The organism is Brevibacillus laterosporus DSM 25 (assembly GCF_002706795.1).
GTDB classification, from domain to species: domain Bacteria; phylum Bacillota; class Bacilli; order Brevibacillales; family Brevibacillaceae; genus Brevibacillus_B; species Brevibacillus_B laterosporus.
On record NZ_CP017705.1, the window covers coordinates 4,484,464 to 4,511,354 of the forward strand.

At 37.3% G+C, this 26,891-nt stretch carries 27 protein-coding genes and 1 pseudogene; 22 read left to right on the forward strand and 6 right to left on the reverse strand.

What is annotated here, in order from left to right; all coding sequences use genetic code 11:
- Positions 1-183: 183 nt before the first annotated feature.
- Positions 184-792, forward strand: coding sequence for a pentapeptide repeat-containing protein (locus BrL25_RS21330; protein WP_018671083.1), 609 nt, complete (start codon positions 184-186; stop codon positions 790-792).
- A gap of 614 nt (positions 793-1,406) precedes the next feature.
- Entirely contained in the window at positions 1,407-1,568 is a 162-nt protein-coding gene (locus BrL25_RS24960) for a hypothetical protein (protein ID WP_018671082.1), read from the forward strand.
- A gap of 40 nt (positions 1,569-1,608) precedes the next feature.
- Here the strand turns inward: BrL25_RS24960 and BrL25_RS24965 are convergent, their stop codons facing one another.
- Positions 1,609-1,770 (reverse strand): hypothetical protein, encoded by a 162-nt coding sequence (locus BrL25_RS24965; protein ID WP_155803000.1) that lies wholly within the window; start codon positions 1,768-1,770, stop codon positions 1,609-1,611.
- Positions 1,771-1,841: 71 nt separating this feature from the next.
- Here BrL25_RS24965 and BrL25_RS24970 point away from each other — a divergent pair, with 71 nt between their 5' ends.
- Positions 1,842-2,003, forward strand: a complete 162-nt coding sequence (locus tag BrL25_RS24970) for a hypothetical protein (RefSeq protein ID WP_155802997.1) — start codon at positions 1,842-1,844, stop codon at positions 2,001-2,003.
- Between the two features lie 86 nt (positions 2,004-2,089).
- On the opposite strand, the gene BrL25_RS21340 is transcribed toward BrL25_RS24970, so the two are convergent.
- Positions 2,090-2,443 carry a YmaF family protein gene (locus tag BrL25_RS21340; protein WP_026315108.1) on the reverse strand — a complete coding sequence of 118 codons (354 nt, stop codon included), beginning with the start codon at positions 2,441-2,443 and terminating at the stop codon, positions 2,090-2,092.
- Positions 2,444-2,705: 262 nt separating this feature from the next.
- On the opposite strand from BrL25_RS21340, the gene BrL25_RS21345 reads away from it, so the two are divergent.
- Together BrL25_RS21345 and BrL25_RS21350 are read left to right on the forward strand one after the other, a co-directional pair.
- Complete coding sequence (locus BrL25_RS21345; protein ID WP_018671080.1) at positions 2,706-3,095, forward strand: ArpU family phage packaging/lysis transcriptional regulator; 390 nt, start codon at positions 2,706-2,708, stop codon at positions 3,093-3,095.
- Positions 3,096-3,754: 659 nt separating this feature from the next.
- The gene (locus tag BrL25_RS21350) at positions 3,755-4,486 is read left to right on the forward strand and encodes a hypothetical protein (RefSeq protein WP_236847745.1); all 732 of its coding nucleotides are present in this window, start codon (positions 3,755-3,757) and stop codon (positions 4,484-4,486) included.
- Between the two features lie 35 nt (positions 4,487-4,521).
- Here the strand turns inward: BrL25_RS21350 and BrL25_RS21355 are convergent, their stop codons facing one another.
- Both BrL25_RS21355 and BrL25_RS21360 read right to left on the reverse strand, forming a co-directional pair.
- A complete protein-coding gene (locus BrL25_RS21355) occupies positions 4,522-5,121 on the reverse strand; it encodes a hypothetical protein (protein ID WP_018671078.1) in 600 nt (199 codons plus the stop codon).
- 132 nt (positions 5,122-5,253) lie between these two features.
- On the reverse strand, positions 5,254-5,856 hold the full coding sequence (locus BrL25_RS21360) for a hypothetical protein (protein WP_018671077.1): 603 nt from the start codon (positions 5,854-5,856) through the stop codon (positions 5,254-5,256).
- Between the two features lie 385 nt (positions 5,857-6,241).
- Here BrL25_RS21360 and BrL25_RS21365 point away from each other — a divergent pair, with 385 nt between their 5' ends.
- The 4 genes from BrL25_RS21365 (at position 6,242) to BrL25_RS21380 (ending at position 8,283) form a co-directional block, all read left to right on the forward strand.
- Positions 6,242-6,472, forward strand: a complete 231-nt coding sequence (locus tag BrL25_RS21365; protein WP_094701669.1) for a hypothetical protein — start codon at positions 6,242-6,244, stop codon at positions 6,470-6,472.
- A gap of 393 nt (positions 6,473-6,865) precedes the next feature.
- Entirely contained in the window at positions 6,866-7,552 is a 687-nt protein-coding gene (locus tag BrL25_RS21370; protein WP_018671075.1) for a DUF3238 domain-containing protein, read from the forward strand.
- 53 nt (positions 7,553-7,605) lie between these two features.
- Positions 7,606-8,046 (forward strand): hypothetical protein, encoded by a 441-nt coding sequence (locus BrL25_RS21375; protein WP_018671074.1) that lies wholly within the window; start codon positions 7,606-7,608, stop codon positions 8,044-8,046.
- An 87-nt stretch (positions 8,047-8,133) separates the two neighbouring features.
- A complete protein-coding gene (locus tag BrL25_RS21380; protein ID WP_018671073.1) occupies positions 8,134-8,283 on the forward strand; it encodes a phage terminase small subunit-related protein in 150 nt (49 codons plus the stop codon).
- A gap of 371 nt (positions 8,284-8,654) precedes the next feature.
- Here the strand turns inward: BrL25_RS21380 and BrL25_RS21385 are convergent, their stop codons facing one another.
- The gene (locus tag BrL25_RS21385; RefSeq protein WP_018671072.1) at positions 8,655-9,767 is read right to left on the reverse strand and encodes a Ger(x)C family spore germination protein; all 1,113 of its coding nucleotides are present in this window, start codon (positions 9,765-9,767) and stop codon (positions 8,655-8,657) included.
- A 407-nt stretch (positions 9,768-10,174) separates the two neighbouring features.
- Here BrL25_RS21385 and BrL25_RS21390 point away from each other — a divergent pair, with 407 nt between their 5' ends.
- The 7 genes and pseudogenes from BrL25_RS21390 to BrL25_RS21420 all read left to right on the forward strand — a co-directional run bounded on the left by BrL25_RS21390 (position 10,175) and on the right by BrL25_RS21420 (position 17,406).
- A complete protein-coding gene (locus BrL25_RS21390; protein WP_018671071.1) occupies positions 10,175-10,513 on the forward strand; it encodes a hypothetical protein in 339 nt (112 codons plus the stop codon).
- Positions 10,514-10,741: 228 nt separating this feature from the next.
- A pseudogene (locus BrL25_RS26595) lies at positions 10,742-10,852 on the forward strand (DUF7667 family protein); the annotation flags it as partial.
- A 1,446-nt stretch (positions 10,853-12,298) separates the two neighbouring features.
- Positions 12,299-12,925 (forward strand): fumarylacetoacetate hydrolase family protein, encoded by a 627-nt coding sequence (locus BrL25_RS21400; protein ID WP_018671067.1) that lies wholly within the window; start codon positions 12,299-12,301, stop codon positions 12,923-12,925.
- A 752-nt stretch (positions 12,926-13,677) separates the two neighbouring features.
- Complete coding sequence (locus BrL25_RS21405; RefSeq protein WP_018671066.1) at positions 13,678-14,835, forward strand: flagellin N-terminal helical domain-containing protein; 1,158 nt, start codon at positions 13,678-13,680, stop codon at positions 14,833-14,835.
- Between the two features lie 449 nt (positions 14,836-15,284).
- Positions 15,285-16,445, forward strand: a complete 1,161-nt coding sequence (locus tag BrL25_RS21410) for a flagellin N-terminal helical domain-containing protein (protein WP_018671065.1) — start codon at positions 15,285-15,287, stop codon at positions 16,443-16,445.
- Positions 16,446-16,640: 195 nt separating this feature from the next.
- Positions 16,641-16,913 (forward strand): hypothetical protein, encoded by a 273-nt coding sequence (locus tag BrL25_RS21415; RefSeq protein WP_018671064.1) that lies wholly within the window; start codon positions 16,641-16,643, stop codon positions 16,911-16,913.
- On the forward strand, positions 16,861-17,406 hold the full coding sequence (locus BrL25_RS21420) for a DUF4309 domain-containing protein (protein ID WP_018671063.1): 546 nt from the start codon (positions 16,861-16,863) through the stop codon (positions 17,404-17,406). The genes BrL25_RS21415 and BrL25_RS21420 overlap by 53 nt, the downstream gene beginning before the upstream one ends.
- 477 nt (positions 17,407-17,883) lie before the next feature.
- Here BrL25_RS21420 and BrL25_RS21425 read toward each other — a convergent pair whose 3' ends face one another.
- Positions 17,884-18,885, reverse strand: coding sequence for a DnaA N-terminal domain-containing protein (locus tag BrL25_RS21425; RefSeq protein ID WP_018671062.1), 1,002 nt, complete (start codon positions 18,883-18,885; stop codon positions 17,884-17,886).
- A gap of 279 nt (positions 18,886-19,164) precedes the next feature.
- Here BrL25_RS21425 and BrL25_RS21430 point away from each other — a divergent pair, with 279 nt between their 5' ends.
- From BrL25_RS21430 to BrL25_RS21450, 6 genes are all read left to right on the forward strand, one after another.
- Complete coding sequence (locus BrL25_RS21430) at positions 19,165-19,410, forward strand: hypothetical protein (protein WP_236848072.1); 246 nt, start codon at positions 19,165-19,167, stop codon at positions 19,408-19,410.
- 212 nt (positions 19,411-19,622) lie between these two features.
- Positions 19,623-19,883 (forward strand): hypothetical protein, encoded by a 261-nt coding sequence (locus tag BrL25_RS21435; protein ID WP_018671060.1) that lies wholly within the window; start codon positions 19,623-19,625, stop codon positions 19,881-19,883.
- A 363-nt stretch (positions 19,884-20,246) separates the two neighbouring features.
- Complete coding sequence (locus BrL25_RS21440; protein ID WP_018671059.1) at positions 20,247-21,305, forward strand: hypothetical protein; 1,059 nt, start codon at positions 20,247-20,249, stop codon at positions 21,303-21,305.
- Between the two features lie 160 nt (positions 21,306-21,465).
- Positions 21,466-21,951 carry a hypothetical protein gene (locus BrL25_RS21445; protein WP_018671058.1) on the forward strand — a complete coding sequence of 162 codons (486 nt, stop codon included), beginning with the start codon at positions 21,466-21,468 and terminating at the stop codon, positions 21,949-21,951.
- Positions 21,952-22,136: 185 nt separating this feature from the next.
- Positions 22,137-22,292, forward strand: coding sequence for a hypothetical protein (locus BrL25_RS25310; RefSeq protein WP_018671057.1), 156 nt, complete (start codon positions 22,137-22,139; stop codon positions 22,290-22,292).
- Positions 22,293-22,357: 65 nt separating this feature from the next.
- On the forward strand, positions 22,358-26,842 hold the full coding sequence (locus tag BrL25_RS21450; RefSeq protein ID WP_018671056.1) for a hypothetical protein: 4,485 nt from the start codon (positions 22,358-22,360) through the stop codon (positions 26,840-26,842).
- The last annotated feature ends 49 nt before the right edge of the window (positions 26,843-26,891 follow it).

The window sequence follows — 26,891 nt, forward strand, 5'->3', positions numbered from 1 at the left end:
GGTATCTTGGATCTTTTTCATGCTTCTTATTTATTTATAACGGTATAAAGTAGCTCGAATACGGGAGCAAGCTACTAGCAATCCATTTCTTGTTTTTTTATAATAGTTGGCTCGTTCGTTGAGTAAGTCTTTCCCTTTTGATACACTATGGAAATAGCCGAATAGGTAGGAAGTGAATGTGATATGCCGTCTTTTGAGAATGGAAATTATGAAGAAATTAACTATAATCATCTGGATTTACGTGAAACAGAAATCCGTAATTCTGTTTTTACCAAATGCTTATTTATTGGTACACAGTTACATGAGGTGATGACTACGGGGTGCCAGTTTATTGACTGTGATTTTTCTGGTGCCAGCTTTAATGCCTCTATACATGTGCGTTCTGCTTTTACCAATTGCCGTTTCTTTGGGGCAAATTTATTTTCAAGTAGGTTTGAAGAATGCAAAATGGTAGGTTCTGATTTTGCCAACGTGGTGTGGGATGGTATTACCATTCAAGGTGGCGATTGGTCTTATACAAATCTACGGTATGCGAATTGGTCCAAACAAAAGCTGCAAGATATCAAATTAGTAGAGGCAGATTTGGCATTCGCCCGTCTGGAGAAGGCAGACCTAACAAACGCTGATTTATCTTACGCAAGCTTTGGTAACACTACTTTAAAAGGGGCAGATTTACGTGGGGCCAAGCTGGAAGGAATTGATTGGAAATCGTTTAATGTTCAAGGTGTTCGCCTCGATTTTGTACAGGCGGTAGCGTTTACTCGCTCATACGGGGCATGTGTAGAGTGTTGATTTGCTTACTAAAAAAGGAACAGGCATCTTAAAACGTTGATATAACAATGATTTTAGCTATATAACAGTGATTTAGATTTGAGTGTAACAGGTATAGGAATGATGAACATAAAAGGATAAAAGACACCGGAATTTAATCTGGTGTCTTATTCTATGGTGCCAGATGCTTTGGGTTGAAATATGGGTTCAAATTTATTAGTAGCTTCTTTATCTGCTGATTGGGGGGCGCATAGAAGTTATTATAGGAATATGCAAAAGTCACTTAGACCTAGAAAATCAAAATAAAAAAAACTAATCTTTTCGAATTACTAAATAAATTACCAAACCAATGATAGGAAAAGCCAATATAGCTATCAATGCAATGAGTGAGAATTCCTTACTATTACCTCTACTTCTTGAATCGCGATAGGCCCAGATACTAAAGAAAATATTTAAGAAAATGGGCAGTAACGCAAAAAAAACTCTGACCAACTTCGCCCATGTTAATCAAGGAAATCACCTGCTTTTTAAGTTTGCGAGACATTTCGATTATATAAAAAAATGGGTAAATTGTGTAATTACTTCTTTGCTAGGTTAATTTACACAACACACGTTTGTAAGAAAGGGTAAGCACAATGAAACAACATGAAGTCTTATCTGCTTTAGACAGGATAAGAGAAATGATGGATGCAGAAATTAAAAAGAATACGGATTGGATATGTAAAGTAGTAGGATGCGGGAAAAAAAGGAGGAAGCCAATGAGTAGAGAGATTGACGCGAAAGAGAGGAAAAAATGATACCGTCCAAAAGCTAAATTCGGACGGTATCGGGTTAATCCTAGCAACAACGACGGCGTCTACGGAAGCAACCGCAATCGCGATCACGATCACGGTCACGGTCACGGTCACGACGGCGTCTACGGAAGCAACCGCAATCGCGATCACGATCACGATCACGATCACGACGGCGACGACGACAGCGACGACAGCTACAAGACATTACTTCACCCCCTCTTTGTTTCATACTTTATATATAATCGAAAATAGCTGAAAACGATTGGACGAACCCTCATGGAAATACGTCTATTTATGCGATTATTGGCTAATCTTACAATTTCCTTTAATCAAGGCCTTATGTTTCATCATGAAGAAATAAACCATTTACCGACCGTTGTGGTTTTTCGTGGTTACAACAAAAAGGCGTGGATATTACGTCGTATGTGGTGGGAATAACATGAAAGAAGCCCCCGTTAGGAGGCATCTATACAATGCTTCCGTGTGCGGGAGCATTAAAAATCAAACGAGATTTCGTATATCTTTTATATGAGGGGTTTTTGAATTAAAGTAGCAAACTCAAATTGATGTACATGCCCATCATCTAAGGTAGTAGACCCTTTAACAAAATGTATATGTTTTCCGTTTCCGACAGGTATAGCAGGACCAGTTACTATACCGACTTCATGATGATGATTTAAAAAATCGGTATTTGAAAGTATTGCATGTACGTGGCTGTCACCAAAAGGTATGACTTCGCTAGTTACTCCTGCAAAACGGTGGTTATGTCTATCATCACCTTCTTCTGCAAGTTGTGTACTACCTAAGAACTCATGTACATGTGTTTGTACTGTCGTTGTTCTACTTTTCTTTTTTTTCGTACTCTCTGCTTTTTTGATTTTTCCTTTTCTTTTATCCACAATTATCCCTGCTTTCTGTCAAGAGATACTGCCATTTTATTAATACAGGCATGGACAAGTGTTAGATACTTGCCCTATTTTTATCATTCTGGGAACGGATATATGAAAAAAGGCACTACAGAATAAGAGCGATTATAAAAATGATAGACATATAAACAAAAAAGCCCCCTCATCAGGGAGCCATGGATTTAGTCTCGTCAACTAAAGTATACCATGAGCAGATGGTGAGGGGGAATGATTGATGAACACAATGCACGAGCAACTAGCTATGTTTCCACCTGTAGATGAGAAAGCAGTTAGAAGAGTTGTTGCTAAAGAGCTAAAAAAATACAAAGCTTTACGGGTTGCTGTACAAAATAAGCAAGAGCAAGCTGAAAACGGGATTGTGCAACTGTTTCCGCGTCTTAATCCAACCGAGATGGCAAACAACTTGAAGGCACAACAAATAGAACGAGCCTTACAGTATTCGCTAGATGAAATAGAACGGAAAATCATTAATGAAAAATACCTCAGTCCAACAAGAGTAAATGATATAAATGTTTACTTAGATTTAGGGCTAACAAAGGATCAATACTACATCAAAAAGGGAGAGGCAATCTCTCAAATTGCTACGGCACTCGGTATCATTTGAGTGCTGTTTTTATTTTCCCGACAAAAACCCGACAAAAAGTAGGACAAAAACATGGATAAAAATAGGGATAGAATGCTGGACTTTTTTAAAAGGCGAAATCGGTATATCTTGTATTAAGAACACGAACACGTGTCCTTGGGAGAAGCGCCTATACCTTATCAACGACGTACTCGAAGGGGGCATTCTGAGTCTGGACGCGCTAGTCTGCGACGGTTGTAGCGGGGAATTAATAGATTTGTTTAACCAAAGCGGTTGGACAAGCGTGGCCCCTCTCGGAGTTTGTAGACCGCCCTATATAAATGGGATACACCGGACAGAGGAGTATTTTGCAAGTAAGGCAAATGCTACTTGCCCTCTGTCCCGTGACACTCATCACGAATACTCCACTCCTGGTTGTGAGGCAGTAGAATAGAGTCTCGCAGCATACCCCCCTCCTAGGCAACCGTGACCGTAGCGGCTAAAAGAGTGGATCACGGCGGAGTCCCCTGCCGAATCAAGTGGGGTACATGCTTAACATCAAACTACTAATAAATGGGTTGCCCGATAAAACGGATAACCTTTTTATGCTCAGCACACAGGGAGCTTCCTTGGTGAGGTCATGACTAACTCACTCCTTGTATGGTTTTTTGCTACCAAAATATGATAAAGGGCGTGAAGTAATGGCAATTCCAAGTTCATTAGTCAGAGACCTTTTGGTACACACTGGTTTTTTTGAAGGACACGATGGCTTTTCTACTGTGACTGGTAATTTTGATAGACAAGGATTGTCTTTCGGGATTCTTCAGTTTAACTTTGGCCAAGAAACTCTACAACCTGTCCTAAAAGATTATATTAAATATCATGAATCAGAGTTCACATCTATTTTTGGTAAAGAAAAGGCAGCCATACTAAAGAAGGTAGTTTTTGAATATAGAAAAGAAGACCAGGTTAGGTGGGGAACGAGTATCTCTTTGCGAGGCGGTGGAGTATTACAAGATTGGAAAATTCCTTTTCAGGAAATGGGTAGAAGTAGAAATAACCAAAAGTATCAAGAGGATGCAGGTATGCAGTATGTTGATCGTGCAGAAGATTATTGCAAAAGGTTCGGTATCGTTACAACTCAAGGTCTAGCTTTTATGTTCGATCATATGGTACAGACCTACAGGTTTGTAGATGAGCGATCTATATTCGTTAAAATAAGAGAACTAGAAGACGAATATCGTAAGTCTCATGATCGAGAACGTTTACCAGACCAAGATCGTTTAAGTGTCATTTTAGACTATATTTCAGAGAGCGCTAATCAAAAATTACGTCGTGGCTTAATTAAAGATGGTTATGGTAATTATCTAGGAAAGGGATATGATATTTCCGATTTTGGTTATGGTTCATTGTCCTATTACTCATATTTCTAATTAAAAAGAGGGGCCATACATGCCCCTCTAAAATTTTATGAGTTTTCACGTAAGATTTTGTTTAAATCAGGAGTTTGTTGTATCGAGGGGATGGTCTTACGTTTTTTTAGCGTAGAAGTATCTATGAGGTACACAGTATATTCCTGATAGTCATTTCGGAGATCAGAAATAAAAGATAATGCTAATATCTTTTTATTTGGTGAAAATTTATGTTCTACATAGATTTGAGATTCTGGAATAACAGGGGTTGTTGTAATTTTTTCGTGTTCTTTTTTTATTAGAACTGCGTTACATAGTTTAGTACCACATTGATATCTGAGGAGTAGGTAGGTTGTATCCTTATCTTCTGAGAGGATGATTCCACGGGTAGCAAATAGCTCCATTTTTTTAAGGTTATCGTCTTCTAATTCTGAGTATATCCTATTAAATTCTGGTATAGATTTGATTGGTATTTTTATGGTCTTTGTTTTGCTGCTGTCGTCCTTAAACGTAATATTATCTAAGTCTTGTATGGATAAATATTCTGGAGGTGCACCTGTTCCAACGGTAGGTTCTTCTATAGATGGAGAGGCTGCAAAGAATTGAAGAATACCGAAAAGAATAAGCGTAAATAACCCAACTGATCTTACTTCCATATAGGAATCATCCTCCATATATACCAATTTTTATAAGTTTCTGCTCAGGAACTAAATGTAACACTAATCAACAACAGACCTTAAATCTTGATCAAGTAATTGCTGAAATCAATCAAAAGCCACCAATCCGTATTAGTTTTGTAAAAGCTTACTCATGTCAGGACTTTGTTTTAAGGGAGAGATAGTCTTAGTTTTTTTGAAAGAGGGTAAATCTATAATATAGACAGTGTACTCGTAGCTATTGTCCTCAAGAATATCAGAAATAAATAGTAAGCCTAGTGTTTTTTTGTTAGGTGAGAATTGATGTTTTACATATATCTCAGATTCCTTGTGTAGAGGAAGTGTAGTAATTTCATTTTTATTTTTATCTTTTTTGATTAAAAGAGTTTTACAAAGTTTAGTACCACAAGAGTAATTTAATAGTAAAAATGCCTGATTACTATCTTCTGACAAAATAACTTCAGAGGTAGCACTTAATTCTAATTTTTTTTGTTCATCATTATCTAGCTCCGAGTAAATCTTATTAAATTCTGATATAGATTTGATTGGTATTTTTATGGTCTTTGTTTTGTTGTTGTCGTCCTTAAACGTAATATTATCTAAGTCTTGTATGGATAAATATTCTGGAGGTGCACCTGTTCCAACGGTAGGTTCTTCTATAGATGGAGAAGCTGTAAAGTAATTAAGAAGACCTAAAAGAATAAGCGAAAATAACCCAACTGATCTTACTTTCATCTGTGGTTCACCCTCCATATATACCAATTTTTACAAGTATAACATGATAAAGGGTAAATATCCTTAGGTATGTGAAAAACTTTGAAGTTAAGCTTATTCGTTTTCGGATAGGCTTTTTATCATGCAAAAGCCACCTATAAGTAGAGAGACAAATAAATCTTTTGCTATTGACATATGAGCTAAGGATACTTCATGTCTTTTGGTAAACAAAAGATAAAAAAAATGGATGAAGTACCAATATAAAAAGCTAATATTTTTTTGAAGAGTTCTTATATGGCTAGAGAATAATATTGTTTGAATCTAATATTATAAAAAAATGGTAACATTATTATAATAATGTTATTATAAAATTGTAATATAATTATAAAAATGGCGGTATATGGAAATGAAGAGGATGTTACTATCCGGCATAATCGCTTTATCTACAATTTTTGGATCAGATAATGCATATGCTTCAGAAAAGGTTAGTCATCAAGACTTACTAAAAAACATTACTATTGAGCCTCATCAAGATCAAATTATCCTTAAATGGGGAGATATACCCAATACAGCTCAATATAAGGTTTATCAGGGGGACACTGAGTTATACAGTGGCTTAGAAAACTCCTATACATAATAATTTAAAATCAGGAAAAAGCTATAAGTATAAGTTAGTAGCTCTTGATTCTGACAATTCTGAGATTATAAGCACAAAATTAAATACTGAGACTTTGGAATCAGAAATAAAAAGTGCAGGTCTAATTTCGCTATCTGCAAATGAAACGAAATAAATGATACTGTTGTTTCAACGATTTCTGATGGAAAAAATATAAAATTTGACTGGGATGATAACGGACAGGTAGAGGAGTATCAAATTAAGAAGAACGGAAAAATAATTGATACTGTCCAGACAAGTGAATTTAGTGATGAATTGGACGGAGGAGAAGTGAAAGTTATCTATGAGTTTCTTGGTAAAATTCCACTAGATAAAGAAGAAAAGGAAAAGAGAAAATAGAAAATACATAATCTTTTGAAAAGTGAAGAAGCTAATGATTCCGAAATGGTTTTAAAAGGCGAAGAACTCTTCTATAATTATGTTTCAATTATTAAAATTGTAGAGAAAGAAAAAGTATCTCCGTTAGGAATTTCTTCAAATAATGATGTAGATAACAAGAGGGACGTTGAATATTTTGGTGGAGATAATAGAGATTTTGCAGTTGCCCATTCTCGCTTTAGAACTCAGATAAATATTGAATCGGATTTTACAGATGAAGATACAACTCTATCCAAAAAAGTGAATAGCTCAACTTTTTATGACTCTAATAAAAAATTACTTAAAACAAAAAATGCAGGTAGTAATGGAATTAGCTTAGATGAAAGGGTTGTAAATATGGATAATATCAAATTTGATCTTGAACATTCAGTTGGAATTCCATATTTAGAAGGATCTTTAAAGTTTACTCCGCCAGGAATTGATTACGCTTTTACTGCAAGTCTTTTTAGAGAAGACGGTGACTATAAAATTAAGGGTTGGCATGATGGGGCACCAAGTCATGAGTTCTACATATCTTTTGATGATGGTCCATACGAAGAATTATTTCAACACGCTCTTTATGATTTCTTTTATTTATTCGAACTCACTCCAAAACATTATTTTAATATCTCTAATTTAACTGGAAGACTGGGAGCCCTTAAGCTTCCGGTTTTTTCACCTTAGTGAAAATAATGTATGTGAACTATAAGTAGGCTAGTAATAAAGGGGGGAAGGCAATGTTACACAGAATCTTTGTTGGGGTCGTTACCGCAATACTTTTTTGCTTAGTTCTTGCAGTGTCAGAATATACTCCAATGACAGCACGTCAGCCAAATACTTATTATTTTCCTTTTATAACTCTAATGATAATCTATCTAATGTACTCCATCCCGATATTTTTGTTTATTGGAATTCCCTGCACTATCTTAATCGATTTTATTACTAATAGAATGGAAATATCGACTAAAAATAAGCTTTATTTTTTAAATTTAGGATTATATTCTTTAGCGGGTATTTCCATAGCTTGGGTTTTCTTCGGATTAACTAAGGGGGATATTCTACAAAAAATATTTAACTATAAAGCTTATATTATATATATAGTTGGATCGCTACTTTTTTATCATATATCTCTTGTCACAATGATTATTTTTAAAAAAATGACTAAGGACACAAACTGAAGTTCTAAGTATTAATTAGATCAGCACCTATCAGGGTGCTTATTTCTTTTTCCAAAACAAACTCAATAGGTGGTGGTGATAATGTAAATGGCTAGAGCAAGAAGTCCAAATAGAGAAAAAGCCGAAACAATGTATCTCGAAAGTGGCGGAAACATGCTTTTGAAAGACATTGCGGAACAACTTGGGGTAAGTGATTCACAAATACGTAAGTGGAAAAATCAAGACCAATGGGAATAGTAACGTTACCGCTATTCTTTTGATCTGTAGATTCGTATACAAAAAACAAGATGAAATTGAAAAAAGGTTGAGGTTAATAAATAATTTAATTTAACGTTTAAACAAATCAAGCTAAAGAATGATGGGGATTTTTTTGCGGATACCTGTAGAGGATGTAGTGAAGATTGATATGTAATTTATAATAAAGAAAGTCGTCTCCTTAAATTTAGGAAACGACTTTTTCTTTTGCAAACCAACTTCAAGTTACGTAGAAGACATAACGGCATCCAAAAAATGTAAGAAGTGACTTTTGGGCTGACACCAAGGTACGTAAAGGACATAACGGGGTGAAACAAAAAGATGTTTCTTACCTATGTCAATTAATAGTTAACCTATTTAATTACACCTATATTTTTAATTTCAACTTGTGATTGAAAACGAATGGAGGATTTTGCAAAGATTTCTGGCCAAGGCTTATTCATCGCCTTCCATTTGTTATAGTGATAAGCTCTGACGTAAAGACCAAGACCAATTGGATCTACTTGATGTCGCTGTAGCTTTTTAATTAGTGCTGCCATTAGTTTGTTAATTTCATTCTCAATCATTGCTTCAAGCTTCCTTTTATTCCCTTTCTTCTCTAGATTCATCTGGAATGTACGTTCCGTTATATTCCCTACTACTTTTATTTCAATATCAAACTGCGGTAACCCATGTTGATAATTTGTAGTTATATTTCGCTTTTGGGGTTTAACTAATATTGAGATGTTTTTTTTGTTGGGCCCTAACATCTTCACTGGAATAGTAAAAGAATACGATGCTTTTTGGTTGTTTCTTAATAAATCTAACAGCTCTGTTTCTTGTAGGTTGAGGGATGTACGATAATATCCTTTATCGTTTAAAAGTGTAATACCTAAAACTCTCAATTCTTCCTTCTCTTTTTTTATTTCTGAGATAAAGGGGGTAATGCCTGGCTCAACCATCATGTAGTGGAATTTTCGCAGAGTAACTTTGGATGTAATATGTCGCAATGAAGAAGAATCAATAAGTTTTGATAGATAAATGGAAAGACGTGGCTTATTCTTTAGCTCAAAATTAACCACTTCACTAACTGGGCCATCAATAGCGATTATTCTTAGGTTTGTTGAATTTTTAGGATCTCGGTATAAAGCATCCAAATAGGGAAGTATCTCTTTACGTTGCAACAAACGTTTGCTAATTAAAAGGAGTTGTGTTTTGCCAGTGCGTGTTGACCCAGCAACGACTGAATCCAAATTTGTATAAGATTGTTCAACAGTAGAAGATTGCACATCATGATGTTCCGTGTTTTTTTTTACCTCTCGACTAAAGATAGGGCTTTTCTCAAATACGACTAGATTATTATGCTCATCTAAATCAAGCCCTAATGTAACAATCAAGGTGGCATCTTCTAGTTCAATCCTGTCAGTACAGCCTGTTAAAACAACAATCAACATCCCCATGAAAAATTTATATATGATTTGTCTCATTAAATAGGCTTCCTTCTCTTAAAAAAGTGGTAGAGGATGATATAAAACCCCAGCAATACTGGAAACACATAGCTAAGTATTTGCTAATATTTACTATAATTTGCACCTAAATTCTCATTTCTATGCAGGAGGTTGATAAAAGCAGTATGAAGATCATGAGTCTACCTTGTTAAATAAATAGCATTCTAGATGAGGTGCTATAGTATGGAAACGAAAACAATTAGCTGGTGGAAAGAGACAAAAGAGAGTAGAGGCGTTAGAGAATCCGCCCGGGGAAAATAAATATGTAATTATTTGAAAAAAGGTATTATTTTGTAAATGTGTACGGTATATTGTTATTAGGACAAGGCTAAGTTTAAGTCTTACACCGTAGCCATGGGAAATAATAATTGAAAGGATGATTAATAGTGGCGGTTATTGATGATGGTAAAGGTAATTTGGGGAACACAAATGCTACTCTAAGAAAGGAAATAAAAAATGACATTATAAACCAAATTCAGGATATTAGTGAGGTTAAGAGAACGGATGATAGCATTAAAACATCTCAAAATTTCCATTTAGATTCTAAGTATCTTAAGGATGAACATCAATATAAAGTTGAAATTCAGTATAAAAACCCGCAACCAGGCCAAGGAAAAGCTACCGTTTCTTTAGTGCTTGTAAATGAAAAAGCAACAAGAGTTGAGGATTTAAGGGAAGCATTAGAGTTAAGTTTGAAAGATGGTCATAAATATAAGGTGACTTAATGTTAAATAATTGGGGTAGTGACAATGTTTCCTATCTGTTCTTAAGACGTAATCTCCTATTCCTGTTACGATTAGCTAGGTGTGAGTACAAGGGTATATGGGTATTTGAATAAGAATACTGTTCACAAGATAAAATGTGTACAGGGAGTATTTAGAGCCAATGGGAATACACTGTACCATTAAGATTAAGGAGCTGGTGCAGATGTGGATCGCACACCAACGCATGGCAGAGCTTTGGAGATTGCAAAACTCAAAAACCTATCTTTAGATGCTAGCTTAACAAATAACACAGAGTGGCAACATGAGCTATGTGCAAAGTTAGAAAAAATACAGAGCTGATATAAAATGAAGAAAATCGTCTCCTAAGAAATGAGGAAACGATTTTTTTTGAAAACAAACAGGTTAATCAAACTGTATATTATAGAAGAATTAAAATGATATACACGACATGATACTGCCTCACTGGTAGATCAGGGAGCGCAAATCGTACACTTATCGCTGTTTCGGATAGCTTCAACTTCAAAAGGGATGCCGTGTCGTCGGAACTTTCTAATCAAACCAGCAGATCGGCAACACGGCACTAGATAATAAAACAATTTTTGCATGATATCACACTCTTTGACGCCATTGTAGCGCGAGGAGCTGGGACAAAAAGGAGAGTACGGTTGAATAAACCTAAGTTATTGGACTTGTTTTGTAAAGGTGGTGGATGTTGGTGAAATTAATGTTGATGTGAATGCATCATCCTCCTATGGTGATGCATCATCATTCTATGGTGATGAGCTCTCATGCGATGGAAATGTTCTCTGTGGGCAAACTCGTGATGCCTCATTGGGTGATGCCGATGTGCCATACTTAAAGAGCGAAAGTGATCGGCATGCCTTAAATGATGGTGCATTCTCCCCCGATGGTATTCAATAGGATCCATAAATCCATCCCCCTTCCTAACCATGATAGTTATGGTATGAGGGCAGCTATAGAATTGATTATCCTGAAAACAAAAATGGGTGAATGTCGGAAACGTACATGTGAAAGCATCGCTGTTACAAGCAATAGAACATAACACACAATTTGTAAATGGGGAGGAATTGAGATGTGGAAGTTACGACTTTATGACAGCTAGAAATTTTGGGCGAATGATTACGAGGGAATGGAACTTCTCAGTGTCGTTGAATCAGAATCTGATTTTGAAAACAACCTTTTGATTGATGGGAAAACCTATAAAATATGCGCTATCTGTCACGTGAAGGGAAGTTCTCATGCGTTAAAAGTATCGCTAATGGTCTTGTTCGGGGAACGTCTAAAAACACAGGAGAATGGCGCACTTCGGAAGGTAGATATATAACTTGATGAAGAAATTCGTCTCCTTAAATTTAGGAAACGACTTTTTCTTTTTTCAAGGGACGTAAATGAATATAAAAAGGGGGTTTTTTTGACGAATTGTTAACAAAATAGTCAACAAGCATTACAAATCATCACAATAAATCTAAAAGCAAACTTAAAAACTCAAATTAAATCCCAAATAATTACACTATAACAGATAGAAATCAAATCAACTACGCTTCCGTCATACGGGGCAAAAGTTAATTAGGAGTACCGCCACTGTCTTACCCAATCTCAATCCAGAGTGCAGTAGTGGCTTCCGAAAATTTCAGAAGTGTGACCAAATTTTTATGATCAGTGTTACAATAAGAGAGTAATGACATCATCTATAAAGCAAGGAAGTCAATCAATGAGTAGTCGTTGCTGACGCATTCCTTAACTAGCAGAAAAGAGGTAGAAGACATGGAACAAGTGCAAAACATCTTTTGTGTAGGTCGTAATTATCGTTTACATGCGGCAGAACTAGGTAATCAGGTGCCAACATCTCCATTTCTTTTTATGAAACCAACTCATGCTCAGGTGATTGCAGATGGTCAAGATATCCAATTGCCAAGTGATCAGGGGGCTATTCACTATGAAGTGGAGCTTGTCGTACATATAAATCAAGCTTATAAAAAGGGAATGAAAGCTGACGAATTAATCGATCGCGTTTCACTAGGTATTGATTTTACAATGCGAGATTTACAGGACCAATTGAAAGAAAAAAAGCTTCCTTGGCTATTGGCTAAAGGCTTCCGCAACTCAGCTATCCTTACTGCGAGTGAACCAATTAGTAGTATTACCGAGCTAGAAAAGGTTGATTTCGGCCTGTTGATAAATGGCCAGGAAGTGCAACGTGGCAATATCACAGATATGATCTTTGACATTCAGGCTCTGGTTGATTTTACAGGGGAGCATTTTGGTCTAGGAAAAGGAGATGTCCTATTCACAGGCACACCGGCAGGAGTGGGTGCGATTTCCAATGGTGACCACTTGGAGCTGGTTTTTGGGGATAAGGTGTTAGGAAGCTGTGTGATTAAACTTAGTTAATGGATAAGGTAAGAAGATAATAACGAACCCCGAACAGCATGTAAAAAGATATAGACATTTGCTTTGTGTAGTCAGCTGTGTATCTTTTAAATAAAAATCCTTTATAGCAAATGATGAGATCCCGTTCACTTTTTAATCGTGCAACGGGATTTTTTGTGGAGAGAATGGGTAAAGAAGTAGGGAAGTATTCTACCATAATGGATTACCAAATCAACATTTGTAACAATATACGTAACAGGTGACACGAGCAGATTTACGAAGTCGATTAGAAGAAGAAAAATTACTGGATCAGGTCATGATTCCCGAGGATGAGGAGTGGATTGAGTTGTGGAAGTAGAAAAATGTAAATTTTGTTAAAAACGTTTAGATAGACCGTTATGTAGCAATTAAATAACATTTTTTAGTAGTTACATCCTTGTATTTTAAAAAAAATATAAGTTTATATAAAAATTTTTTTATAAACTGTTAAAAACTTTATTACTAATTCCGATAGTAATAATAGTTAAGTAAATTTTGAACTACAATAAACTTAGCTGGCTACAAAAAAGAGCTAAAAGAACGAAACTTTTTCCAGTAATAACATTCTATCTTGAAGAAGTAAGTATGGGGAAGAAGTGCACTAGAAGATGAAAGCCTTTTCAAATGCTTAATTCTCTGAACAATGTGCTACTTCGAGAAGAGTGATTATTATATATTAACCTGAGCAGAGGATGGCTAAAAACAAAAAAACCAAAACATGGAGGTAAAGAATCATGAGAATCAATCACAACGTATCAGCACTAAACACACACCGTCAACTAGGTGTAAACACTGGCGCATCTGGTAAGAACTTGGAGAAATTGTCTTCTGGTCTTCGCATCAACCGTGCAGGTGATGACGCAGCTGGTCTAGCAATCTCTGAAAAAATGCGTGGACAAATCCGCGGTTTGGAAATGGCTACTAAAAATGCACAAGATGGTATCTCTTTGATCCAAACAGCTGAAGGTGCATTAACTGAAACACACAGCATTCTACAACGTATGCGTGAACTAGCCGTTCAAGCATCTTCTGACACAAACGAAGGTGTTGACCGTCAAAAGCTACAAGCAGAGGTTGATGAACTGTCGAAAGAAATCAAACGTATTTCTACAGATACAGAATTCAACAACCAAAAAGTATTGGATGGATCTTTTGATGATAAAACGTTCCATATCGGTGCTAACCAAGGACAAAACATTAAACTAAGTATTAACGACATGAGTAACAAAGAACTTGGTGTAAGCGGTCTTAAAAATGATACAACACATGCTGATCTTGGTGTTACCGTTACTAACCGAGATGGTGAATCAGACATTGTAATTGAAGTTCAAGCTGACGCAGGTGTTGATATCAACGAAACTACTGCTTCTATTGATAAAGATGGAAAAGTTATATTAACTTTAGCACAAAAAGATGATGGTACAGTTACAGCTACGAAAGCAGATGTACTAGAAGCTTTAAAGAAAGCTGGATTAGAAGTTAAAGATGACGGTACAGCAGCTGGTACAATTCCAGCAGCTACTCTTGGAAAAACCTATACATCAACAAAAGCAGATCCAACTAACCCAGCTCAAATTGATGATACAACTGGTGTTAACATCTCCACTCAAAAAGCAGCAGACAAAGCAATCACAACAATCAACAACGCTCTTAACAAAGTATCCGAAGAGCGCTCTAAACTAGGTGCAAACCAAAACCGTCTAGAGCACACCATCAACAACTTGGGAGCAACTGCAGAGAACTTGACAGCAGCAGAATCCCGTATCCGCGACGTTGATATGGCGAAAGAAATGATGGACTTCACGAAGAACAACATCTTGACTCAAGCAGCACAAGCAATGCTTGCACAAGCTAACCAACAACCTCAAGGCGTACTTCAATTACTTCGTTAATTAACGATAATAACTCAAAGAAAAGACCTGGCTCATCAGCTAGGTCTTTTCTTTTTATAAAAAATTTGTAGCTTTAAAATAGATAAATGTATAAGAAATATTAATTTACAAGCAAGGATATTCTGTACAAGATTTTTTAAGTCTCAGAATGATTCCCGAGGTTTCATAATAAAGCTTACATTTACTTCCTACCAAATAAATATCTACAATCGACTGTACATAAAGTTTTAAAAAACTTTTTTATAAACTGTAAACTTTTATACGGAGTTTCCGATAATAATAGTAGCCACCTAAACCACGGATGCTAATGGTAGAGTTACTACTAGCAACATTTGGGTTGACTGACGAAGTTGCCATTTTGAAACAACATTATTTCAAAATGAAGCAACACAACATAATCTTGAACAAATGGATGGTTCAAGAAGTAAAAAAACACGGAGGTAAGAATCATGAGAATCAATCACAACGTATCAGCATTAAACACACACCGTCAACTAGGTGTAAACACTGGCGCATCTGGTAAAAACCTGGAGAAATTATCTTCTGGTCTTCGCATCAACCGTGCAGGTGATGACGCAGCTGGTCTAGCAATCTCCGAAAAAATGCGTGGACAAATCCGCGGTCTAGAAATGGCTTCTAAAAATGCTCAAGATGGTATTTCTTTGATCCAAACAGCTGAGGGTGCATTGACTGAAACACACAGCATTCTACAACGTATGCGTGAACTAGCAGTTCAAGCTTCTTCTGACACTAATGAAGGCGTTGACCGTCAAAAGCTACAAGCAGAGGTTGATGAGTTGTCCAAAGAAATCAAACGTATTTCTACAGACACAGAGTTCAACAACCAAAAAGTATTGGATGGTTCTTTCGAAGACAAAACATTCCATATCGGTGCTAACCAAGGACAAAGCATCAAATTGAGCATCAACGACATGAGCAACTCAGAGCTTGGTGTGAACGGACTAAAAAATGAAACAACGCAAGCTGTACTTGGTGTTAAGGTTACGAATCGTGATGGTGAAACAGACATTGTCATTGATGTTACTGCTAAAGCAGCGGTTGCGGTTACTGAAACTACTGCATCCGTTGATAAAGATGGAACAGTCAAATTAACTTTAGCACAGGATGCTGCAGGTGCAGTTACAGCTACAAAGGCAGATGTATTAGAAGCGTTAAAGAAAACTGGATTAGAAGTTACGGATGACGCTACTGCTGGTACTGCTATCGTTGCAGCCGCTGCTTTTGGACAATCGTATACATCAGCAAAAGCAGATGCAACGAACCCAGCTCAGGTTGATGACACAAAAGGTGTTAACATCTCCACCCAAAAAGCAGCAGACAAAGCGATCACAACCATCAACAACGCTCTTAACAAAGTATCTGAAGAGCGCTCTAAACTAGGTGCAAACCAAAACCGTCTAGAGCACACAATCAACAACTTGGGAGCAACTGCAGAGAACCTAACAGCTGCAGAATCCCGTATCCGTGACGTTGATATGGCGAAAGAAATGATGGACTTCACTAAAAACAACATTCTTACTCAAGCAGCTCAAGCAATGCTTGCACAAGCTAACCAACAACCTCAAGGCGTACTTCAATTACTTCGTTAATTGATCGTCTATATAGACAAAAGAGACTTGGCCTCGCGCCAGGTCTTTTTTTCTTTATAAGACCAGAGTCCTCCATTGAGTTATCATCAAACTTTCATTGAAAGTGGAATGACCAATATCTTACAATTGAGAAGGAAGTGTAATTTTACATCATCCAAAAAGATACAGATTTCTCTTGTAAGAAGGGGGCACATTATGAAAGCAATAAATGTATTTGTAGTATTCTTTGCCGTCTCACTAGTAGTAATAGGCTGTAGTACACCCAAACAAGCAGGCAAGGAAGCTACCATCCCAGTTACAGAAGTTGAAAAAGGAAAAAACACGACGGAAGGGATGAAGCCAGAAAAAGAAAGCGCAAGCAAAATAAAAAATGAGAAGACGCTTGCTTCAGAGACAACAAGAGAATCAACCACAGATGAATCTCCAGAAAATACTACAGAAAAAACTTCGGATAAAATCCACAGATAAGCTCACACAACCTCTCGATCCGAAAAAACACAAGCTACTCCTCGCTATAAAAGAACAGGCTGAGAAAGGTAAACTGAAAGGTATTACGACTTCATTAGGCACCGCTTACAAAGAGATAGAGAAAACCTACGGAAAGCCTAAAAGCATTTCAAATGATGAATGCTGGACGTATAGTTATGATCATCCCAAGACCACAGCCGATTTCTATTATGACCATGATTCTTGCGGAGAAGAATTAAATCAGGTCAAGCCAACTACCAAATTGAACCGAATAACTGTCGAACCAGCCTATTACGATGTCAAGCTTACAGAAAATGATATTAGAAAAGGCTTAGGCGAACCAACTAATGCTTATGATAATGAAGCCTATGGCGGTTATGATATGTATTATAATGTAGGAAAATATCAAATTTTCATAAAGATAGACAATAATTCTCCAGATCGAAGCGTAAGTACTATTTCGGTTAGAACCCCCCTTGATTTTGATAAGTAAAAAATTAGGAATAAAAGCCGGGTGTGTAGGAAAACAGCCCGGCTACTTTTTTGAAATTATGTAAACTTTTTGGAGGGAATACCCTGATACTTCAAGGAAAAATCTTTCTGTGGTAGTGAATAAAAATTGGTAATTCCACTAGATCACTCATATGAATACGCCATTGTCACATTTTCCCCCCATTTAAGATCCCTAATATGTCTACATCAAAAAATACAATTCCTCTTTATATTACATAATAAGGAAAAGTTAAAGACTTTGTTTTATTAATGTCCATACCTTTTTTATGGGCAGATGCCGATCTCTTTTCTATCTGCCCCTACCAGATCATTTTTTGATGGGCCAAAAATCTGTGGATAACCTACCCATAAAAATTTTATTAGTCTTTTTTAATGAGTTGGATGATGCCCATAGGAATTTAATGGGCTACCCATAAAATTTTGTTTGTTGAAAAAAACAAAAGTATCAGGAGAATCATTACTCATTTTCATCTATACATGCCACAAAAGTTATTTTTTCAAAGAAATGGGACGCGTTGTGGAGAGCCTCCATAATTAATTCCCGATAACGACTGGATAACCAATCTCGATGAAAAGTGTTCTTGGCGTAGATGATCAGCTCCTCTTCTCTTGTGATACAGAATGTGTCGGCATACCAGGTTTTAAAGGAGTTAATAGTTAGCCGTTGCTGGATATAAGTCAGGACGCTAATCCATAGTTTTTTATCTGCTATACTCCTTTGATCCATAATAGTTGTAATCTTCTTTTTAGCATACAAGATACGTTCAGCAGGTGAGAGGTTAATGGGGAGCCTACCAAGCTTGCCTTTTTCACGTAATTTCTCGAAATCATTTGTGTAATCATAACTTTCAGCAAGCTCAATATGAGTAACCTCCATGATTTGTTCAATGTATTGATCGTGCATGGTTTGAAAGGGCTTGGGTAAGTTTTCAACTAACTCTCTACTTAGAATGGGAATTGTACGTCTTACTTTATAGATAATTCCACAATCATTATTATTTTCCTCAGGATTTTGTAACCAAAATCTAAATATAAAGCCGTGTTGTTCAAGAATGTCCATATATTTATTTAATGTCGTGGTTGTAATCTGCATTTTTAAGGCGATGGTAGGTAAATCAGGAAAGCAGAAATCCTTGTCTCCATAGCAATATCTTGTAAGATGAATATAAAGAGAAGTAGCTGTTGCTCCCATCACAGCACCCCAGAAGTCCAAAAAATAATTACTAATCGTAGTAAATCCTTTGTTATCAATTGGTAGATTTACCCCTAGTTTTTCCAGACGAAGAGACTGAAAATCTTGATAGGTGTAATAGACCCGTTGTAAAACTTCTTGATCATACGTCTGCTCAACAGGCTTTCCTTTGACCATTCTTATCCGTGAGACAGGTTTTTTAATTCCGGTTTTTTCAATTCGATAATATGTTAATTGTTTCAGACTTAGATGTTTCTTTTTTTTCATAGAATGAATCCTCTCTATAGAAAAGAAGTAGCAGTCATATTGAATAGACGATGACTGAGTTTGTGTTTCATTGAATAAATTTACTTGCTAATGAAATCTTTTATATAAAGAATTCCCCTCTCTTTTAATTTGGAAAGAGAGGGTTTAGTATTTCCTGATCATACTGTCTGTTGTGAATGTACCAATTGGGATAGGCAGTCTATTTATTTGAACACAGATTGTTAACAATGCTTGCTATTCACTTATATTGAGTTGGAAACCATCTTTGAGAATAGGGAGATGAGCATATTGTTAGACAACCTGTTTACACAAATTACGTCCAGCTTCGGACGAGATACCTATTTCATGGGACTGGCTTTCCGATTCAAAAAAGGTATTGTGGTGATAGATATATACGAAAATAGTCAACAAGAAGAGGAATACACTATAGAATTTGTTAGTTTTATTGAACATGAGCCGCCAGTATTTGTAATCGTAAAAAGCAAAGAGGAGCTTTATATTGCTATCCAAGAACTTGCTTTGTAACCTTTTTATTTATTACGTTTTGTTCCTTACTTTTATAGTAGTGGTCCTATCTTCATGAAAGGTTGCGAAACTTTGCATTCTCGTTTTGTAAGAGCCGTGGCAACAGCCAAAACGAGTATAGGAGAATGTCAGATTTGATGAACTCCCGTAAGTAGATATGACGAAAAGAAATTAGGATTAGAAGATTGTTAGTAGAATTGGGTGGATAACAAATGCAAGAATTAATGAGATGTGTACAGTGTGGTTTTCGCTATGTAACGGAAAAGGCAAAACAAAATTATCTAACAGAAGGATTTTCAGGGCAACCCCAAACATGCTTGCATTGTTTGGGGGAGAGAACAGGAAAAGTAATGAATGTTCATGGAAATCTTGTATTTCCTCATGAAGTTGAGTCATCTAATAAACAAATGTATATTCCTAAAACGGTTATTGAGGGATGTCGACCTTGCATGAAAAGAAGAGGACTTCTTTAGGAGTTCTCCGTTATAGCACAGATCGTTTGGTGGAGTTTCGTTAACAAGGTTATTAGTAGATAGGTTAGAAAAGCCAAACAGAAAAAAGCTCTGTTTCAATACGCAGGTTAGTTAAACGGTGGACTACTTTAACTTATATTGTGATACGAACCATGAAAAAGATGATGGGGTTTAGTGGTATCAATGTGTTCGTATCTATACGCATATGTTACGTGTTACTCGTCAGAGAACTATGATTTTCATGATTTGGATAGGAACTGATGAAGTCAGATGTTTTCAGGAGTTACTTTATTGAAAAAGCGTGTAAGGAACACGAAATTACTACAACCATTGTTTTGAGAAGATTAGAGGAGGGTTTTATACATGAGTACAACGAAGAATAAGAAAATGTTAATTAAGGGTGCAGGTAAATTTATGGCAAAAATACCCAATTGCGATGAATTAATCACAATTGGTACGTTGAACAACATGCGCTTAGATATTCAACTTGACATGCAAGATATTGAAGGTGGGGATTCCAGCGTTGCTCTGGATACCCTTTTACGGAAAAAGACTATCGATATCACTGCCGAGGATGCAAAATTTGACCTGAACCTTGTCCGTTTGGCCCTAGGTTCTAAATTACGAGAAGGTGTAAGTGGCGCCACATATAAAATGGTGACGGAGACCGTACAGGTTCCTTCTTCCGCACCTTATCAGGGTACACTTTCTGAATCCTCCGTATCGAGTCCCGCTCATAAAGCGTATGAGAGCACTATTAACGGAACTGACTTAACATCGAATGTAACACTTGCAGGTAAAACAATCACTTTTGATGACTCTCTTGCAGGTAAAACCGTGGTGATCGTGTATCCAGTTGCATTGAGTGGAGTTTCTTATGATGAGGATGGTTTTGTTTGGGTATTAGAAGAGAAGAATACGGTAAAAGAGACAGCTGGTAAATTCGAAGTTGATCTTGTTTTTGGAGCTGCCCTGCATAAAGATCCACAAATTTCTGTTCGTACATTGAAAGGAAACAAACTATTAAAGAAAACGACAAGTGCTACTCCAAAAGAAAATCAGTACACAGTAAATGGCGGCACGTTATCTTTCCATTCTTCCTTAAAGGATGTAGATATTTACGTAAACTACAAACGTAACGAAGTAGTAGATGTGTTGGATATTAGCACGAAGGATATGCCTCTTACTGTTCATGTCATTCATGATGGTCAATTTGAACAAAAAGACGGTTCTATCCAGGGATATCAAACAGAACTATACTTGTGCCGCGTGAAATCAAACTTTACGGTGGATGCACAACGTCAACAGGCTTCTACACATAGCGTAACCTTGACTGTTATTGATCCTGATCGTGTGGACGGAAAACTCGGAACAATCAAACGATACGAAGCCCAAAGTGCTAATGCTAAAAATCTTTGCTAGAAAGGGACCCCTCTAGGAGGGGTTCTTTCCATAATCATGTTCGAAATCGCTCATAGGTACTTAGAATGACAGCATAGGTAGCTATCTGGTTACCCCCGCCATTTAGCTTACCTATGTCTTACATCAAATGGGGGAAATTACAAGTGGGGGTGTCACCGTTTTGAGTGATCGAAATTTTGCGATTCCAAAAAATAATGAAATGACAACGGAACAAACAATTCAACAAGAGGTCGCAAGTCAAGTCCAAGAGCAACAAGGAAATCCAATACCTGAGGAAGAGTCATCCAAGGTACTAAGTGAAGAAGAGGCGTCCATACGTGAAAAGGTTTTTTTTGAGGAGGACGAAAAGGTTAGGTTGCGAGATGGTAAGACGTATTCTATACCTCCTCTTGGTATTAGGGATGCCAGAAAGCTGATGAAATTGTTAAATACAATTGATTCAGGAATCATTATTGCCAATTTAATTCCAGAGTCAGAGCTAGACGATGATCGTTATGAGGAATTATTAAAGGTACTCTTAATGGCGTTTAAACCCTATTATAAACACGTGGATACGGAGTACTTGGCTGATTATGTAGACCTAGAGACTGCCAAGAGGATCATCGATGCAATGATTGGATTAAATGGATTAAAAAAGTCAATGTAACCACTGAGGAAGAAGATGAGGAGTATAAGAAACGAGCTCCTATCAATTGGGCTGATATTTTTTTCAAGCTGGCCCATTATTGTCATCTGGATAAATATCAGGTTTGGCAGCTGACATTGCCTCAGTTGGGTTTTTATTTAGAGCAATGCAATGAACATATCGAATTCACTGTGAAAGTTTCAACCATGTCCTTTGGAAGCCTGTTTGGAGGAGGTTTATCCTCCAAGGATCAGTCACAAGGACAGATCGAGACTAGACCAGATGGGACTGGGACTTACATGGATGGCTATAAAGTAGCAGATGAAACAGATATGGAATGGCTTGCCAACGTTTTGGGTTAATACATACTCCTGCTCTGCTCCTGAATGGAGGGGCAGGAGTTTTATTTTATAAGGCAGGTGAGACGATGAATAATGAGATGAGAGCTACCTTTGCATCTGAGTTACGCAGTTCCATCCAAAGCTCCATTCTGTATGGGAAGGAGTTAGAGAAACTTGACTCACGATTTGGAAAATTGGTGACTCGGATAAGTACCGCACATAATTCAATACGTTCCTTTCACAAAGAAGTAAACAGAGACAGCGGAAGAAAACTAGACCAACAGCTGAATCAAGGAGGTAACTCCATGCCCATTATCAAGGGTATTGGACAGAGGACTGGGACAATCACTCAGAGGATGCCAGAAATACAATCGCTGATGCAAAGAGTCTCAAACGAGGTTCAAGGAAAATTAAAACGAGGCATTCAGCTTGAATTGCAAGAGTTAGTAGAAAGCATTGAAACGCTAGATATTAAATCGAGCCCTAGGTTAAAAAAACACCTAATTAGTCAAATCAATTTAATCAACAAAAAGCTGATCAAAAAGATCAGGGAACAATTCGATCTCCAAGTGGAGCATTTACTGCAAGAATTTGGGTCAAGCGCTGGACGCATACAGAGCTATAATCGCTCTTTGCCACCCTTCCTCTCTTCTTCTGTCAAGTTACGTTCATCAGATAATGGTGTAATAGGATCGGGTATAACAGCATCAGGTAAGAAAGCTAGCGTTTCTCCAGCATCAGATGAGAAGGGGACCGCTGCTAGTGTAGTGACGGCTATCAGTGCTCAAAATGCTGCTATTACTTCTATTCGTAATAACTTAGCGATAAGTGGAGCTAAAGACCCTTCCTCACTTCTCTACCAAGCTATCGATATTTTTAATCATATTCAACAGGAAGAGATCAAGCTATACCGCAGTCTCTCTTTACTCAAAGATTATCGAGTCGATCCCACAAATTCTCAAAGCCCGGTTGATCAGGGAAAAGTATCGAGTGCTATTGAAGGTATTAAAGGCTTTGTTCGTGAACAATCTGCTTTTTATGGTCTGCCCTTTAAGCAGCTTTTTGAAGTAGCCTCCATTGGCGGTAAAACACTTAATGAACCAGCCGAAATCAAAAAGCTAGTGCAACAGGTTGCGCAAATCAAGACAATAGATCCTTCTTCTGATACGAAAGCAGTAGCTAGCGGTTTGTTGTCGACTAAAGATAAGCTCGGGATATCCATGCAAGAAATGGATGATAAGATCGTTCGTTCCATTGCTGCCGTAACCCAAATGGGAGCGGCAAACAGTGAACAAATTTTGCAGATGATCAATAAATCAGGTAATACTTTAAGATCGAAAACAGACGCAGATATGCTCGTAGGGCTCTCTGCTGCGTCGATTCAAACAAATACAAATCTCGGAACCTACGAAAAAATCCTGAAGCGCTTTGAAAGTGACAAAGGAAGGGATAAAGCGAAAGAGTTGGGCGTCAAAACAGAAGAGATGGATCCAGCAACTGGTGGAACGAAAAAAAGAAGTGCAGAGCCCATGTATAAGGATTTTGCGGATATACTCTCTTCCTTACGTAATAATGCTGAGCGAGATAAGCTTATCGATTCTTTTTTTGGTACAAAAGAAGGTGGAAAAGGTGGCGCCAGTCAGGAAGCCCTTTTAGCTAAAACACATGCAGAGTTTATTAGTAAGATGCAAGGCTTTGAACAGTCTAAATTTGAAGGAATGCTTCAACAGTCCTTGCAAAATCCTTCTGTTAATATGAATCGGGTTAATTCAAGTTTAGAAGTAGCCTTGGATGCATTAGTTACCGAGTTGACTCCATCTATCAATAAGGTTTCTTATATGCTCATGAATATGGCGGATGGGGTTTCAAAGAATATTCATATTTTTGCTAGTCTAGCAGATGTTCTATCTAACGCATTGCTTGGTCTTACACTAATGAAAGGCATCAAGTGGGGATGGCAAAAATCAGGAATTCCTGAGAACTGGGAAAAGCAAAGAGAGCGCACTGCTTATGCCAATCGTATGAAAGGAATGGCGTCAGATCCTGTATTAAGGAGTATTATTGGTAATGATTTAAAGGGAAATAATAGTAAATTGCGCCAGCAAGCAACAGATTTACAAGGGAATGAAACCTTTTTAAAACGAATGCAAGAATTTAATTCAATGAGTAAAGCCCAGCACGAGCATTTTAAAAAATATGTAGCCAACTCAGGACAAAAGGTAAATGACTTTCCAACTTTTTTTACAATGATGGAGGAATCAAAAAACTGGAAAGAAAAAGGAAAGGTTTCGTATCAAGAAAGATTTAATCGGAATCGGACTTATGCCAATCGATTGAAAACGAATCCTGATTCTAATAAGCTTATTCAGCCTACGTTCTTGAATACCTTGCTAACAAATACAACGGATCGTACTACCTATGTGCAAAAAATGAGTTCAAATACAGGATTTAAAAGTGCCGCTTCACGCATGGGTGCAATGAGTCAAACTGAATTTGACGGTTTTGAGAAACATCTTCAGGAATTGCGCAGGAATGGTTCTCCAGCGATTAATAGCATTACGAGTCTAAATCAAGCTTTAGATAGTTATCAGAATTCGTTAAGGCAAAGTTCAGCAGTTACGCGCAACTCGTCTGCCACTTATTTAGAACTATCCCATGCGATGCGTAGTATGAATGAACAAGCTAATCGAAACAAAATGGGTGACAAGTTTAAGAACTTCCTAAGTGAAACCTCCGATCTAGCTAGGGGAGCAGGGGGGGCCATCGGTGGTTTAACAGCTAACATTTTCAAGATGGGTGCTCAGCTTGTAGCCATGCTGGCTTTAGCACAAGCTGCCAAGACAGTAGCCATGAACATGACGACCACAGAAGATCAGCGTCAATTAATGAGTGCTGAAAAACAAGAGCAAGACATGGTAGGTGTGGCGAACACATTAAGAGTGGCTGGAGATAATGGGATTTGGAGTTTGCCTAACATTGGTAATACTCTTTATCTCATGTATGGAAGCTTTATGAACGGTGTTAGTCGATTCTTTGGGGGAGAAGATACACATCTAGGAGTAGGACATGCGAAAGAAATGATGGATGGAGTCCGCGAAATGTACAACAAACGGGGAGCGAACCTCAAAAATAATGAAGATCTTGCCAACTATCTAAGAGATAATGATATTTCCCAAGAGGAAGCCGTGAATGCTTGGTCTGAAGAGAGTGGAAGGAAAAAGGAAATTCAGGAAAAGAAAAAACAAGCTTTTATAAAACAATATGAACGGACGCAGCTTGAAAATAAAGAAAAAGCTTTGCTCCAAGAAGATGCAAAAAAAAGCTACGATGAAAAGTACAAAAATGGGCTCTTATCCAACATTACGGCAGATGAAGCTAAGACTAGACTTAGAGAAGGCTTTACAGAAGCTCAGAAAAAAAACGAGGAAGAGAGCTTACAGGCCGAATTGAATGGCGTGGCTACCGATAGCAAAGCTTTCATTGATATGAAGGAGGGACAGATAAAAAGATTAGAAGAGGTATTACAACGGGAATTAGAAATTATTGATAGGTATATTGAGGAATCTAAGAAGCACTTGCAAAGCATTCAGGATAAAAATTCTGCAGAATACAAGGAAGAAGAAAAGCGTTATAAACAATTAGTAGATGACCGAAAAAGTACAGAAGAAGAAGGCCAAAAGCAGATACGTATAGACAGAAAAGCTGAACAGCAGAGACAATTTCAAACGAAGTTTTTTTCTGTACAAAAAGGGCTACAACAGGCAGAGCAAGTGGCTCAAGCCAAAGAATTGATGGTTGCCATTAACATGGACAGACAGTCGAAGGCTTATATTGGTGCATTACAAAAAATTACAAATTCAAAAATTAGCGACTTGAGAGTAAGACTTGCCGAATTAAAGGCGATCGAGGCAAAGGGTGATCAAAAGGACGAGATAGCCTCTGCTATTCGTGACGTGCAAAATAGCATTTCTAGTGAGCAACTTCGCTATAAGGACCTATCATTATCAAAAATTGGAATTGAGCGTATTGATTTAGAAGAGAAAGCAGGAGATCGTGAAAATACTTATCTGGCTGAAAAGCTAAGACGGGGAGGTGCATCAGATGATTCCTCTGGAATGAGAGCGCTACGTATTGCTTCTGCTAAACAAGAAGTTCAGGACATAAATAAGCTAATTGGGCAATACAAGAAGGATATGGTTGGAAAGAGTCCGGAAGAACAAAAGAAGTATATGCAAGAAATTCGGGATTTGACGAAACAATCACTACAGGCTCAGCTAGGTATTCTTGATGAAGTGAAATCGCCTGTAGGCACCTTTAATTTGCCAGACGGTGTAACAGCCATGAGTCGTTATGAATATTTGACTCGAGGAAATACGCACCAGTCCTTTACAGTTGGTTCAGGTGATGTAACGGTAAATATCGCATTGCCTAATGTATCCAACAATACTACTGAGGCACAATTAACAGCGATTGGTAATGGAATCGGCCGTGGATTATTCTCTGGACGAGTAGGTAGCATTCGAGATCAAATGCTGATGGGGACTGCTGCTTATCGTTCAAGTTATTCGTAATATTTCGTTATGAAAATGACGCCCTACCTTATATTGAGGTAGGGTATTT

What these genes read in the sequence shown, in the direction of transcription:
- BrL25_RS24965 (WP_155803000.1), bottom strand. Translation starts at nt 1,770, where the DNA reads ATGTCTTGTAGCTGTCGTCGCTGTCGTCGTCGCCGTCGTGATCGTGAT.
- BrL25_RS21435 (WP_018671060.1), top strand. Translation starts at nt 19,623, where the DNA reads ATGCAAGAATTAATGAGATGTGTACAGTGTGGTTTTCGCTATGTAACG.
- BrL25_RS21450 (WP_018671056.1), top strand. Translation starts at nt 22,358, where the DNA reads ATGAATAATGAGATGAGAGCTACCTTTGCATCTGAGTTACGCAGTTCC.
- BrL25_RS21425 (WP_018671062.1), bottom strand. Translation starts at nt 18,885, where the DNA reads ATGAAAAAAAAGAAACATCTAAGTCTGAAACAATTAACATATTATCGA.
- BrL25_RS21415 (WP_018671064.1), top strand. Translation starts at nt 16,641, where the DNA reads ATGAAAGCAATAAATGTATTTGTAGTATTCTTTGCCGTCTCACTAGTA.
- BrL25_RS21350 (WP_236847745.1), top strand. Translation starts at nt 3,755, where the DNA reads ATGGCAATTCCAAGTTCATTAGTCAGAGACCTTTTGGTACACACTGGT.
- BrL25_RS21365 (WP_094701669.1), top strand. Translation starts at nt 6,242, where the DNA reads ATGAAGAGGATGTTACTATCCGGCATAATCGCTTTATCTACAATTTTT.
- BrL25_RS21355 (WP_018671078.1), bottom strand. Translation starts at nt 5,121, where the DNA reads ATGGAAGTAAGATCAGTTGGGTTATTTACGCTTATTCTTTTCGGTATT.
- BrL25_RS24970 (WP_155802997.1), top strand. Translation starts at nt 1,842, where the DNA reads ATGGAAATACGTCTATTTATGCGATTATTGGCTAATCTTACAATTTCC.
- BrL25_RS21410 (WP_018671065.1), top strand. Translation starts at nt 15,285, where the DNA reads ATGAGAATCAATCACAACGTATCAGCATTAAACACACACCGTCAACTA.
- BrL25_RS24960 (WP_018671082.1), top strand. Translation starts at nt 1,407, where the DNA reads ATGAAACAACATGAAGTCTTATCTGCTTTAGACAGGATAAGAGAAATG.
- BrL25_RS25310 (WP_018671057.1), top strand. Translation starts at nt 22,137, where the DNA reads ATGTCCTTTGGAAGCCTGTTTGGAGGAGGTTTATCCTCCAAGGATCAG.
- BrL25_RS21400 (WP_018671067.1), top strand. Translation starts at nt 12,299, where the DNA reads ATGGAACAAGTGCAAAACATCTTTTGTGTAGGTCGTAATTATCGTTTA.
- BrL25_RS21440 (WP_018671059.1), top strand. Translation starts at nt 20,247, where the DNA reads ATGAGTACAACGAAGAATAAGAAAATGTTAATTAAGGGTGCAGGTAAA.
- BrL25_RS21430 (WP_236848072.1), top strand. Translation starts at nt 19,165, where the DNA reads ATGAGCATATTGTTAGACAACCTGTTTACACAAATTACGTCCAGCTTC.
- BrL25_RS21380 (WP_018671073.1), top strand. Translation starts at nt 8,134, where the DNA reads ATGGCTAGAGCAAGAAGTCCAAATAGAGAAAAAGCCGAAACAATGTAT.
- BrL25_RS21375 (WP_018671074.1), top strand. Translation starts at nt 7,606, where the DNA reads ATGTTACACAGAATCTTTGTTGGGGTCGTTACCGCAATACTTTTTTGC.
- BrL25_RS21385 (WP_018671072.1), bottom strand. Translation starts at nt 9,767, where the DNA reads ATGAGACAAATCATATATAAATTTTTCATGGGGATGTTGATTGTTGTT.
- BrL25_RS21345 (WP_018671080.1), top strand. Translation starts at nt 2,706, where the DNA reads ATGAACACAATGCACGAGCAACTAGCTATGTTTCCACCTGTAGATGAG.
- BrL25_RS21360 (WP_018671077.1), bottom strand. Translation starts at nt 5,856, where the DNA reads ATGAAAGTAAGATCAGTTGGGTTATTTTCGCTTATTCTTTTAGGTCTT.
- BrL25_RS21405 (WP_018671066.1), top strand. Translation starts at nt 13,678, where the DNA reads ATGAGAATCAATCACAACGTATCAGCACTAAACACACACCGTCAACTA.
- BrL25_RS21330 (WP_018671083.1), top strand. Translation starts at nt 184, where the DNA reads ATGCCGTCTTTTGAGAATGGAAATTATGAAGAAATTAACTATAATCAT.
- BrL25_RS21420 (WP_018671063.1), top strand. Translation starts at nt 16,861, where the DNA reads ATGAATCTCCAGAAAATACTACAGAAAAAACTTCGGATAAAATCCACA.